The sequence below is a fragment of the Paraliobacillus sp. PM-2 genome (genome assembly GCF_001368815.1).
Classification (GTDB): Bacteria; Bacillota; Bacilli; order Bacillales; family Amphibacillaceae; genus Paraliobacillus.
The window spans coordinates 96,104-108,509 of the sequence record NZ_CTEI01000001.1; the positions used below are offsets into that span (position 1 = coordinate 96,104).

A 12,406-nucleotide genomic window follows, 5' to 3' on the forward strand; every position below is an offset into this window, starting at 1 on the left:
AATCAGGCTGGGTGAAATATACCAGCTTGATTTTATTTCAAGTTTATTTGTAGTAAATGGTAACCCAGGCTCATATGTTATTTAAATGTATTATGCTATGATTAAAAAAAATAATGTTGAATTTGAGGATATCAATATGAAAATGTGGAGAATGGGGCTAGGACGCTTTACGCATAATGTGTTTAATCGATTATTTTTAATATCTTCTATTACGATCGTTTTAACTGTCATTATATTAATTGTTACAATAACAAACTATTATTCAGACATTATCATTCAGAAGGAAGTTAATATCAATACTCGAACAATAGAAAGAGTAGAAGATTATTTGTCAGATAAAGATTTAGACATAAAAAAGTCGATAAGGGGTTTGTACATGAAAGAGGGGATGATTGATCACATTTCCTTTGCTCTTCATAATGGTTATGTTAAATATTTAGAATATCGTCTTGATCAATTCTCAAAAGATAACTCTTTTGTACCCGATAATATTGAAACGTATTTTAATAGCTATTTTAGCCAAGATAGTGATTTAAATGCTATTAGTCTACATTCCTTAGAGGACCCTACCATTGAATATTTATTAGTTAATAATAACATTCGCTGGCATAACAGTATTGTTGGTAACGATATGATTTTAGACACATTAATTGCAAAGGCCATGCCAGAGCCTAAAAAGGACAGCCCATTAAATCAACGTAAATTAAAAAATACAATTACGATAAAAAGAGAAATTAACAATCCAGTTACCCTTCAACGAATTGGTGAAATTTCGTTTTATTTTTCAACCAATCGTATAGACAGAATTTTAGAAAAGCGTCAAGGGATATCGACCTCTTTCTTTTTGCTTGATGCAAATGATGAAATCGCTTATTCCCTTAATAAAGGGGTACCTTTGGGTATTCTGAATCAAATAAAACATGAAACAAATGAAACGGAATTAAAGTGGAAAAACGAAAATTATTATATCAATACAATTGCAAACAAGGGAGATTATACGTACATAAGTGTGATCCCTGATAAAGGTTGGGCAAAGTTATCGATCATAAGAGGAACCATGTGGCTTGTTATTATCTTGCTGATTATTATTGCCATTTTAATCTCCTATTCCATTACATTTAACTATTCTAGGCGAATCCAAACAATTGTGTCTGTTATTCGCCAAGTCGAAGAGAGAAATCTAGATGCAAGAATCCCTGAATCAAAACATAAAGATGAATTATCAGAAATAGCCGTTAACATTAATTCGATGTTAAATGAATTAAATAATTATATTGATCAATTTTATTTACTTCATATGAAGCAGCAACAGGCAGAATTAAAAGCACTTCAGGCACAAATCGATCCGCATTTTTTATTTAACACACTGGAAGCAATACGAATGGTTGCCATTGTTGAGGGATCACAGACATCTAGCAAAATGATTTTCCATTTATCAAAATTATTCCGCTATTCGTTAGAACCAAGAGATACCGTTCCATTATACACGGAAATCGAAAATGTGAGCCAGTACTTAAAATTAATGCAATTTAAATATCCTAATAAATTAGACGTACACTTTGATGTTCCTAGTGATGCAAAACAAACACTCGTGCAGAAGTTGATTTTACAGCCAATTATTGAAAATTATTTTGTTCATGGTTTTAAGAAGGATCGATCGGATAATGCGTTGGTCATACGTGTGGATAACTTTGATGATATGATAAAAATTATTGTTGAAGATAATGGTAAAGGAATAACAGAAGAGCAACTTGAAAAAATTGTTCAATATATTGAATCTGAAGAAAAAGAAGAAGTGAGATCCATCGGCTTAAGAAACATCCACCAACGATTAAAGCTGAAATATGGGGATCTATTTGGTCTTACGTTGCAAAGTAAAGAAGATAATGGAATGGTTGTGACACTATCAATACCTAAAAGAGGTGATAGCCATGTATAAAGTACTTATTGTCGATGATGAATCAATGATTACAATGGGAATGCAAGCATTATTAAATTGGGAAGACTATGGATTTGAAATTGTAGCAACTGCAGAAAGTGGAGAACAGGCGCTAGATTTTTTAATGGATAACACCATTGATCTACTTATTACCGATATCTTAATGGATGAAATGACTGGTTTAGAGTTGATTAAAGAAGCAGCAAAAGTTCAGCCACATATTAAAAGTATTGTATTAACCGGTTACCAAGAATTTAAATATATTAAACAGAGCTTGTTATTAGGTGTTGAAAACTATTTGGTAAAACCCGTAGATGAAAATGAATTGGTTACGACGATTCAAAATATCGGACAAAAAATGAATGCTATAAATAGTAAGAATCAGTCAGAGCAGTCCTTTACATTAAAAGATAATACACTATGGCAATTTTTAAATGGAGAAATTGATAAACATGATTGCCTGGAAAGATTGTCTTTATATAACGTTCAGTTTGAATATCCTTTTTTTAATGTGTCCATTTTAAGCTTTGAAAATTATCACCATACACAAACAACGAAAGACATAAGAAATTATATTGAATCTAACTATACAGCTGCTTGTCTTTATAGTCCAAACCAAGAATTATTAATTATTTTTGAAGGTTCCAGCGAAGAACAATTATTTTATTATAATCAAGCATTAGTGGATTATTTAAAAACAGAACAAAATAATACAGGCTTCTTTTATTTATCGATGGGAAAGTCAGTGAACACAATGGAAGGAATTGAGGATAGTTTTACAAATGCAATAGAGTGTAGTTTGCTTGAATTGTATTCACATCCCAATGTCCTTATTTCAGAGCGTTTCGTAGTAGACAAACAGGATGAATTGAAGAAGCAACAAGCCTTCAAGGATGATATCGTTAAGCAACTGTTGCAACCAGATGGTGATTCGATAAAGGTGATCGACGATTTCTTTCAAGATTTAATTAAGCATTCCAAGTATATCTCTCCACAAGTAGCCAGGAGATATACATTTGATTTTATTTCCTGTATTCATTATTCACTTAAAACGGATGATCTTTCCTATTATACAGCTTCTGTGGAAAAAATAGCTTATAGTCAAGACGTCGGTCAACTAAAAGAGATTTTAAAAGAATACTGTCATGAATTAATGCTATCTATTCATCAGCAAACGAGTGAACGAAGTCCAATTGTTCAAAATGTGCTGGATTATATTCATACACATTATAATAAGGGGATTTCGTTAAAAACATTAGGTCAACAATTTCATGTGAATGCAATTTATTTAGGGCAGTTGTTTCAAAAAGAATTGGGTGTTGTCTTTTCTGAATATTTAAATCGTTATCGATTAGAAAAGGCAAAGGAATTATTGAAAACAACGCATTATCGAGCTGGTGAAATTGGAATCATTGTTGGTTATTCGGATACGACTTATTTTTATAAACAATTTAAGAAAAATGTAGGGGCAACACCAAGTAAATGGCGAAAGATATGAATAGATATAAGCATGATTAGGAAAAGAAAAAGGGAAGTTATTCACAGGTGAATAACTAAAAATACGGATATAATAAGGGATTTGATAAGAAATGGTGGATAACCCCTTAAAGTTATTCACACCCTGTGCATAAACTTGAGGATAACTTTCTATATTTAGTAGCGAACAATTGATCTTATACAAAATAGCCAGCTAGCTGTCTGTTAATATAACTAAAAATAGTGGAAATCCTGTTAATAACCTGTTTACATCTGTTGATAACCCCTTGTGCAGGATTGCTGTGAACAAAACTGTGGACAATTGTTATGCATAAACAACTAATTTGTTCATCGTGCATTTGTAGTATGCTGTGATAGAATATAGAGGTAAAAGATATAAAGGAGGATACGTATTATGTATCAAGAACCGTTATTCCTACAACCTGTTTTTAAAGAACGCATTTGGGGTGGTCAAAAGTTAAAAACAGCGTTTAACTATGATATCCCATATGAACATACAGGAGAAGCATGGGTAATATCTGCACACCCAAATGGCCCAAGTCAAATAAAAAATGGTGAGTTAGCTGGCAAAACACTATTAGATGCATGGGAACAATATGGAGAGCTTTTTAATAAATCAGTGGATAACAATGAAGCTTACCCATTATTAATAAAAATATTAGATGCAGATGCTGATCTATCCGTTCAAGTACATCCCGACGATACATATGCACGTGAAGTAGAAGATCAGCCTTATGGAAAAACAGAATGTTGGTATGTACTATCAGCTGATGAAGATGCAGAGATGATTTGTGGACATCATGCACAAACAAGAGATGAATTGAAACAAATGATTGCAGATGGAAATTGGGATCACCTCTTACGTCGCGTTCCAGTACAGGCTGGTGATTTTATTTATGTTCCTAGTGGTACTATTCATGCAATAGGAAAAGGTTTGGTCGTTCTAGAAACACAACAAAGTTCAGATATTACATACCGAGTGTATGATTATGACCGAACAGATGCAGAAGGAAACACACGTGAATTACACTTAGATGCTGCGATTGAAGTAACATCTATCCCACATGAAACACCAGATTATGATCAAAAGGTAGAAGAAATAGAAGGGCTGACTGCAAAACGTCTAGTAACAGAAAAGTATTTCACAGTATATCATTGGGACCTAGATGGTGAAGTAAATCAAACACGCACAGTTGATTTCTTACAAGTAAGTTTAGTCGAAGGACAAGCTACCCTTACAATGAATGAGAAGACCTTTGATATTAAAAAAGGAGATCATTTTGTTATTCCTGCAACGATCAATGATTTTCATTTAAGTGGAAAAGCAGAATTTCTTGTATCCCATCCAACAACATAAACAGATTAAAACTACGTCCTGTACTAGGCGTAGTTTTTTTGTTAGGTAGGAAATGTATCATCGTGACTCATGTGGATAACTTGTGATGATATGATGTAATTGATTAATCAATTATAAAAATGAAGATGTGGGTGCCAAAATGGTTTAATCGTTCACTGGAGTTAGAAAAAAAGTGTGAGTGTACGAAAAAGTGGATATATCGAACACTCGGGCAAGGAAAAAAAGTACGTGTGTATGAAAAAGTGGATATATCGAACACTTGGGCAAGGAAAAAAAGTACGTGTGTACGAAAAAGTGGATATATCGAACATTTGGGCAAGGAAAAAAAGTACGTGTGTACGAAAAAGTAGATATATCGAACGCTCGGGCAAGGAAAAAAAGTACATGTGTACGAAAAAGTGGATATATCGAACACTCGGGTAAGAAAATAAGGCACGCGTGTACGAAAAACAAAATTTATCGTTCATTCATGTTGAAAAGTATCTTACATCTGGACGAAACCATAACTATTTGTACGAAATAATATATGTAGCTCCTTATATAATCTAACAATGAAAATTTTTTAACCCAATCACGCTAGAAACTGCTACAATCTAGATGCACTGTGATTAAGCTCATTGTATAACATACGATTTTTATTAATAATGGCACCAATAGTTTTTACTATAGTCAATGCACAACAACTGTAAGCGTTCTCCTTTATAAATTAATATGTTAAACTGTATTTCTAGATAACCCAAGGACATACAAGTAGCTTAACAAGACGTACATAATAGTCATAATAGATCAAAATGCAAAGGTGTGGCATCATGACTCAAGAAAAATTACACGGCATAGTAATGGAAGTAAATAAAAAACAGTATATTATTTTAACCGATGAGGGTGATTTTAAAAAGATAAAACGAACAAATGAATATGTCCCTCAAATTGGTGAAAAAATTACTGTTTCGACATTAGATGTGCCAACAAAAAAACAACGAATCATTTATATGCCTCGTATCGTTGCACTAATAGCGATCATTTTTCTTATAGTAACTGCGGTTACCTTTTTTACTGCTCGTCCAACAGAAGCCTCATATGCAATTATGTTAAAAATTAATCCAAGTGTTGAGGTAGTCGTTGACAGCAATTTAGATGTGCTAGAAGTACACCCTTTAAATCAGGAAGCAGAACAATTATTACAAACGATAGGTAAAGACTATACAACATTATATGATTTTTCACACCAATTTATCCAACAGAGTATTGTATCTGGATTTTTGAATAAAAATGGAAACATTGCTAGTTCAATTGTCTCGCTAAATGAAAAAGAAATTGCGTTTGAACAACACTTACAGGATGAGCTTGCTAGTCAGGTAGAGACTGAGTCCGTTCAAGCAAATATAGAAATAAAAGAATTATCAAAAGATGCGTATGATGCGTTAAAGGAAAACGTTGAACAAGTCAATGGATGGCAAAAGAATGGTAAGGAAAAGAAACCAAAGGAAAATCCAAGTACATCGAAAAAAACAGAAAATAATAAAGCGAAAGAAAAAGATAAACATAACTCAATTGACAAGAAGCAAAAGCAAAACAAAGATAATCCATCCAATCAACGCGCTATCGATAAAAAGGATAAAAACAATAAATTAAATAAAAATAAACCAGATCAATCAAAAAAATCTGCCAAGCCAAATAAAGAAAAACGTAAAAATCAAGAAAATTAATAAACTAGCACACCATATGTTTTATCATATTGTTAATCTATCTAAATAAATAACCGAGTGATAATTAGATGATCCCTTTATCACTCGGCTTTTATTTTTTAATTGATTACTTTAACCCAAAATTTGATTAATTAGCGACAATTCATCTTTAGTAAAAGAAGTATTGTCTAGTGCTTTTACATTCTCTTCAATTTGACTTACACGACTAGCGCCGATCAGTGCAGATACAACCGTTTTTTCTTGTAGTACCCATGCAAGTGCCATTTGAGCAAGGGATTGTCCACGATCTTTTGCTACCGCATCTAATTTCTTTACTTTTTCTATGACATCCATCGAGATGTCTTTTTCATTAAGAAAAGGAATATGCGCTTTTGCTGCACGAGAATCATCTGGAATGCCTTTTATATACTTGCTCGTTAGCAATCCTTGTGCTAATGGTACAAACGCAATACATCCAGCCCCTCCTTTTTCTAACACATCCGTTAATCCATCTTCAACCCAACGATTTAGCATGGAATAGGCAGCTTGATGAATAATAAACGGTGTACCTTGCCGTTGTAAAATCTCAATTGCTTTTTCTGTTTCGCCTGCAGAATAGTTAGATATGCCAACATATAATGCCTTACCTTGACGAACGACCAGGTCAAGTGCAGCCATTGTTTCCTCTAACGGTGTATCCGGATCAGGACGATGATGATAGAAGATATCAACATAGTCTAATTGTAAACGCTTTAAACTTTGGTCTAAACTAGAGATTAAATATTTCTTTGAGCCCCAATCGCCATAGGGACCATCCCACATTTTATAACCTGCTTTGGTTGATATGATTAATTCATCACGGTAAGGTTGAAAATCTTTTTTTAAAATATTGCCGAAATTTTCTTCAGCTGATCCTGGTGGAGGTCCGTAATTATTTGCTAAGTCAAAATGTGTGATGCCCAAATCAAATGCCCGTTGAAGCATGGCACGTTGATTTTCAACCGCATCAGTTCCACCGAAATTGTTCCATAATCCAAGAGAAATAGCTGGGAGTTTTAATCCAGAATGACCAACACGATGATATGGAACCTGTTCGTATCGATCTGTTGCTGCAATATATGTCATGTGATCCATCTCCTTTTTAAAGGTGTACTACATTATTAATTCAATAAAAAAATAGAATCTCCTTTATTTCATCTAAAATAAAGAAGATTCCATGACGAAAGATTAATAGCCAACTTCAACGGCAGCATTAACAATATACATGAGATCATTTTTATCATCTTGTTCTTCTAATATAATCCCACTAGTCGTTGCCATACCACCATCCACAATTTCGACTGTAACTGTTCCGTATGGAATTTCTTTACGAATTGTTTCTATATCAACGTTTTCTTTATCCGCAGGAACAGCTAGCTTAACATTCACTTTCATATTGTCTAGCGACTTACCAGGTAAATAATCTTTTAACCCAGGCATGGAATTATAGTGAATCGCATTTTCTACTGCACGGACGGACGCCTTAGTCACATTTTGTCCATGTGTATCAATCCCGACACCAGTTTCTACAAAAATAATATGTTCCATGTGAATCCTCCTTCGTTTATGAGTATGTTTGTCCTCTATTATACTATTGTTCAAAAGTGATTTAAAATATCATACTTCTGTTAAACACACTAAGCAAAATCAATTTTTATTTCCTAGGAAATACCCTAAATCGTTTTTCGGTTCATTTTTGCTTATCTTATGATTTAGTAGAAAGACATCTACTCCATTCACAAATCCTTCTTAAACACATAGCTAACCGAATCATACCCCATCTTTTCCTCATAAAAACGATGTGCATCTGTTCGTTGTAATCCAGATGATAGTGCCACTGCTTGATAATGACGTTCCTTTGCCCAATCTTCCACATAACTTAGTAGCATATCACCAAAACCCTTAGATCGCTCATCGGTCGTGGTAACTAAATCGCATATCCAAACAAACCGACCATAGTAGAGCGTAATCATCGGTTTAAAACCAATGACAGCTGCAATCTTTCCTTTATAATATAGTGCAAGCATTTGATATTGATGTTTCACTTGTGACTCTTGCACCAACGCTAAAAACTGTTGTTCATCCAAATGCCCTCGAAGCTCTTGTACAATCGGAAATGCCTCTTTAAGCTCTTCTTCCGTTTCCAATACTTCTATCGTTATTTGTTTAATAAACAATCACCTTCCCGTTGTTTTGTTAGTGCCTATTTTACCATATATTGTTTGATGGACATATAAAAAACGCACACAACATAGCGGTGCTACATTGTGTGCGTTCTAAAATGATCATCAACCCTGATATGCTTTATTTTCCTGCAATCATTAATCCGAATTGTGCTAATAAGGCACTTCCAACATACGTACCAACAAAGACAAATACGGCAACAATCGCAACTTTCCAAGAAGTTTTTCGTAAATCAACTAAACGATCCGCCACGGAAATACCAGCAAAAGTTAAGATAGGCGTTGTAATTGAAAGGAAATCAACTGCTTGAATCGCTGTAACGAAAAAGTCAAAAAGCAAACACATAATTAATGAAGTAATCGATACCCAACCAAGAATAGGGAAATTTCGAATAAAGCTAATTTTTGATTTACTTAACAGATTAGAAATACCGATACCAATCATGGAAAATAACCATAGACTTGCAAGCCCGGCAATGGTCATGCCAGTAATTGGTGTACTATTTGGATATTTTAATACTTTGAGTTCTTGTGTGAATAAAATTAATCCGACACTGAGTAGTAGTACAAGTGCATATTTAACGTATTGGTTTAAGCCCTTCTCCATTATCGATCACCTCTTACCAAAAGTTTATACATGAATTGTTGCAACGGTACCGCTAAGAAAATCATGGTGAAGGTACCTAAAAAGCTTGTTAATAATTGACTTGCAGCAGCATAGGATAAAATGGTACTTTCCATTTCAGGTAATCGAGCGACTAGTGTAGAAGAAGCACCAGTCATCATACTACTTGATCCCACACCAGCAGCCATTGCTAAAGCTTCTGGACGTAGACCCATGTCAAGTAAGATTGGCGCAAAAATACTGAAAAATAATGCACCAAATAATGTTCCAATAATATATAAAGACAGTATACCGCGTCCCTCTTTCGATTCAAGGGTGTATTTTTCAGAGATATAAGCCAATTCACCTTCACGGCCAATTCCAAGTGTCGCACCAATTGCTTCACGACGTAGTCCAATCCAAACGGCAATTGGTAGACCAATCAAGACAGTACCTAAATTACCAAGTTCTTGAATGATAAATACCCAACCAACTTGCAAAATGTCTTTAATTTGTGGCGCAACATCTGCACCGTATCTTGCCATAAGTGGAAGCATAATAAAAATAAGATACTTACTAGCAAAGCCAACATTCTCTTTACTGTAGATTTTTTTCATAAATCCAACACGAAACACTTTAATAGCTAAAAACATGGTAATTAAAATGGCAAAAACTAACGGAAGCAAAGTAATGGAAATTGATCCAATCGAAATCGTTTGAAAACCAATCCATTCAGCAGCCGTAATAACAAGTACAGCATAGACTAATAATAAAATAAAATTCCCCTTCATTCTCTTATCCCCCTAATTCTCTTGTTGGTTTGTAATTGATGTAATTAAATCTACATACTCTTGATACGTTCTTCGATATAGCTTTTCTTTGTCTATCTTTCCATTCATTTCATCTAAAACCTCTGCTAGAAATGCTGGAAACAGACTATAAATAAATGTCGGATCCACATCAATGAAATCATCGCCATGAATCGTACCAGTAAAACCACTATAACCAATTTGAATACAAGGCATCATATAAGATAAGTCACCGATATCTCCAGCTGCACTGATTGCATTGTTATTCATCATCTCATCAATCGTGTTGTTCTTTTCAAAAGCAGCTGCCACAAATGTGGATAAATAATGATCTTGTTTGAAAGGTAAATATCCCATTTGAGTATCAATCGCAACCTCACCCATTAATGCTTGGGCAGATCCAGTTGCAGCGGCATCCAATCGTTTCGCTACTTCCTTCATATAACCAACGGACTGTGTGCGAAGATCTGTCCCAACGGTAATATGATTTGGAATCACATTGGTAGACATATCTGAATCCATCACAATCGGGTTAATGCGCACTTGTTCTTTTTCATCCAGTTGTTGACGAGATAGTCCTACTGCTGTATTAAACAAAGTAGAGATATTGTACGCATTCACAGAAGAAAATGGATCAAAACCGGCATGTGTTGCTTTCCCTTTAAAATGATACTTTTTATATAAGAAACCAGCCAAATCACAATTGATTTCAATGGTTCGCTTATCGAATTCTCCACCAATGGCATGTACACAAATAGCCAAATCAATGTCATCGAACACACCTAGTCGCATTGCCTCAGGTTTACCACCATAATATTCAATGGTTCCTTCCTTACGAAGCTGTTCTCTATACGGTAAATCTAAATATTCCTCCGCTGGAACAAAAATAAAGGACAGGTTGTAATCAAAGTTTTCATATTCCTTACTTTCAAACAGTTGTTGATACAATGCCAGTGCAATAGCAACCTGTGTGTAATGGCCACAGTTATGTGCAGCACCATTCTCAGGATCTGCTCGGAAATGAGACGGTGCATATACCGCATCAAGCTCTGCAATGAACGCAATGTGGAGTGCTTTTTTTTCATTTCCTAAAGTCGTTCTGAAACCCGTCGTACTAAAATCACTTAGTTCGATATTGGGATTTACTTGCTTTAGATAATGGATAATTTGTTCTCTTGTTTTTGTTTCTTTATAACCTAATTCAGGATTCGCATAGATCTGATCTGCTATTTTTTTGATTGTGTCATATTGCTTTGTGAAATCCATTAGCGTCACCTCGTTTTATTTAAAAGATAATTGCTAAACTAATAGTACTATTTATATCATCACTCGACAAAGATCGTCAACCCATTTTCGAACTTTGAATTAAAAAAATCAATATAATGTTCGGATTTTAATAATTTTGTCACTTGTTTAATTGAAAAATTAGGAAGAATATACGGTATAAGGAACATTTAGACAAGTTATTCAATTAGTGGATCTTCAGCTCGTCTTTCACATCCGTTTATCTTATATTAAAATAAGTGGCATATATTAGAATATACAAAAAGATAATTGTTAATCATGCTAATTTCTACAAAAACAATGAGTAAGTGAGGGGAAAGAGATGAAACGTTTAGCGGTATATTGTGGGTCTAGTGAAGGAAATGATCCGATATATATGAAGGAAGCGCGTAAATTAGGAAATTGCTTAGCTGATGCAAACATTGGGCTAGTATATGGCGGTTCTAATGTTGGTTGCATGGGTGCTGTAGCAGATGGTGTGCTAGAAAATGGCGGAAAAGTTATTGGCGTAATCCCTGAAAAACTAAAGAGTGTAGAGATTGCCCATGAAAAGCTGACAGAACTACATGTTGTTGAAACGATGCATCAACGAAAAGCAATGATGGCTGAATATGCAGATGGCTTTATTGCCCTACCTGGAGGAACAGGTACATTAGAAGAGTGGTTTGAAGTATTCACTTGGGCACAAATTGGCTATCATCAGAAGCCATGTGCGCTACTTAACATCAATCAGTATTATCAACCAATCATGACATTGTTTGATCATATGGTCGAACAAGGTTTTGTCAAACAAGCTTATCGAGAGTTAATTGTGATGGAAAATAACCCGGAACAATTGATTGATCGGTTAAAAAATTATCAAGGTAAGTACATTGATAAGTGGTCATAAACAATTAAAATATTATTCACAAAAACGTCTCATGTGCTTGGATTGCACGATGGGATGTTTTTTAGTTGATCTATTTCTCTAGCAAAAAAAGAAATGATTCCAATAAGTTGTGGGAATCAT

General features: G+C 34.3%; 11 protein-coding genes. 5 read left to right on the top strand and 6 right to left on the bottom strand.

Features of this window, described 5'->3' with window-relative positions; all coding sequences use genetic code 11:
* Nucleotides 1-136: 136 nt before the first annotated feature.
* From BN1058_RS00430 to BN1058_RS00450, 4 genes are all read left to right on the top strand, one after another.
* Entirely contained in the window at nt 137-1,939 is a 1,803-nt protein-coding gene (locus BN1058_RS00430; protein ID WP_176694400.1) for a sensor histidine kinase, read from the top strand.
* Nucleotides 1,932-3,437, top strand: coding sequence for a response regulator transcription factor (locus BN1058_RS00435; protein ID WP_090851260.1), 1,506 nt, complete (start codon nt 1,932-1,934; stop codon nt 3,435-3,437). The genes BN1058_RS00430 and BN1058_RS00435 overlap by 8 nt, the downstream gene beginning before the upstream one ends.
* Nucleotides 3,438-3,830: 393 nt before the next feature.
* Nucleotides 3,831-4,793, top strand: coding sequence for a mannose-6-phosphate isomerase, class I (gene manA / locus BN1058_RS00440; RefSeq protein ID WP_090851263.1), 963 nt, complete (start codon nt 3,831-3,833; stop codon nt 4,791-4,793).
* Nucleotides 4,794-5,602: 809 nt separating this feature from the next.
* Nucleotides 5,603-6,499 (top strand): anti-sigma factor domain-containing protein, encoded by an 897-nt coding sequence (locus BN1058_RS00450; RefSeq protein WP_176694401.1) that lies wholly within the window; start codon nt 5,603-5,605, stop codon nt 6,497-6,499.
* A 111-nt stretch (nt 6,500-6,610) separates the two neighbouring features.
* On the opposite strand, the gene mgrA is transcribed toward BN1058_RS00450, so the two are convergent.
* The 6 genes from mgrA to BN1058_RS00480 form a co-directional block, all read right to left on the bottom strand.
* On the bottom strand, nt 6,611-7,603 hold the full coding sequence (gene mgrA, locus BN1058_RS00455; RefSeq protein ID WP_090851272.1) for an L-glyceraldehyde 3-phosphate reductase: 993 nt from the start codon (nt 7,601-7,603) through the stop codon (nt 6,611-6,613).
* A gap of 102 nt (nt 7,604-7,705) precedes the next feature.
* Complete coding sequence (locus BN1058_RS00460; protein WP_090851275.1) at nt 7,706-8,065, bottom strand: Lin0512 family protein; 360 nt, start codon at nt 8,063-8,065, stop codon at nt 7,706-7,708.
* A 188-nt stretch (nt 8,066-8,253) separates the two neighbouring features.
* Nucleotides 8,254-8,688 (bottom strand): GNAT family N-acetyltransferase, encoded by a 435-nt coding sequence (locus BN1058_RS00465; RefSeq protein ID WP_090855821.1) that lies wholly within the window; start codon nt 8,686-8,688, stop codon nt 8,254-8,256.
* Nucleotides 8,689-8,821: 133 nt separating this feature from the next.
* Complete coding sequence (locus tag BN1058_RS00470; protein ID WP_090851277.1) at nt 8,822-9,307, bottom strand: hypothetical protein; 486 nt, start codon at nt 9,305-9,307, stop codon at nt 8,822-8,824.
* Complete coding sequence (locus BN1058_RS00475) at nt 9,307-10,095, bottom strand: DUF3100 domain-containing protein (protein ID WP_090851280.1); 789 nt, start codon at nt 10,093-10,095, stop codon at nt 9,307-9,309. The genes BN1058_RS00470 and BN1058_RS00475 overlap by 1 nt, the downstream gene beginning before the upstream one ends.
* A 12-nt stretch (nt 10,096-10,107) precedes the next feature.
* Nucleotides 10,108-11,379, bottom strand: coding sequence for a M20/M25/M40 family metallo-hydrolase (locus BN1058_RS00480; RefSeq protein WP_090851283.1), 1,272 nt, complete (start codon nt 11,377-11,379; stop codon nt 10,108-10,110).
* A gap of 340 nt (nt 11,380-11,719) precedes the next feature.
* Here BN1058_RS00480 and BN1058_RS00485 point away from each other — a divergent pair, with 340 nt between their 5' ends.
* Nucleotides 11,720-12,286, top strand: coding sequence for an LOG family protein (locus BN1058_RS00485; protein WP_090851285.1), 567 nt, complete (start codon nt 11,720-11,722; stop codon nt 12,284-12,286).
* Nucleotides 12,287-12,406: the final 120 nt, after the last annotated feature.

Bases quoted from the DNA above. Each gene is read 5' to 3' on its own strand.
- BN1058_RS00430 (WP_176694400.1), top strand. From the start codon at position 137: ATGAAAATGTGGAGAATGGGGCTAGGACGCTTTACGCATAATGTGTTT.
- BN1058_RS00435 (WP_090851260.1), top strand. From the start codon at position 1,932: ATGTATAAAGTACTTATTGTCGATGATGAATCAATGATTACAATGGGA.
- manA (WP_090851263.1), top strand. From the start codon at position 3,831: ATGTATCAAGAACCGTTATTCCTACAACCTGTTTTTAAAGAACGCATT.
- BN1058_RS00450 (WP_176694401.1), top strand. From the start codon at position 5,603: ATGACTCAAGAAAAATTACACGGCATAGTAATGGAAGTAAATAAAAAA.
- mgrA (WP_090851272.1), bottom strand. From the start codon at position 7,603: ATGACATATATTGCAGCAACAGATCGATACGAACAGGTTCCATATCAT.
- BN1058_RS00460 (WP_090851275.1), bottom strand. From the start codon at position 8,065: ATGGAACATATTATTTTTGTAGAAACTGGTGTCGGGATTGATACACAT.
- BN1058_RS00470 (WP_090851277.1), bottom strand. From the start codon at position 9,307: ATGGAGAAGGGCTTAAACCAATACGTTAAATATGCACTTGTACTACTA.
- BN1058_RS00475 (WP_090851280.1), bottom strand. From the start codon at position 10,095: ATGAAGGGGAATTTTATTTTATTATTAGTCTATGCTGTACTTGTTATT.
- BN1058_RS00480 (WP_090851283.1), bottom strand. From the start codon at position 11,379: ATGGATTTCACAAAGCAATATGACACAATCAAAAAAATAGCAGATCAG.
- BN1058_RS00485 (WP_090851285.1), top strand. From the start codon at position 11,720: ATGAAACGTTTAGCGGTATATTGTGGGTCTAGTGAAGGAAATGATCCG.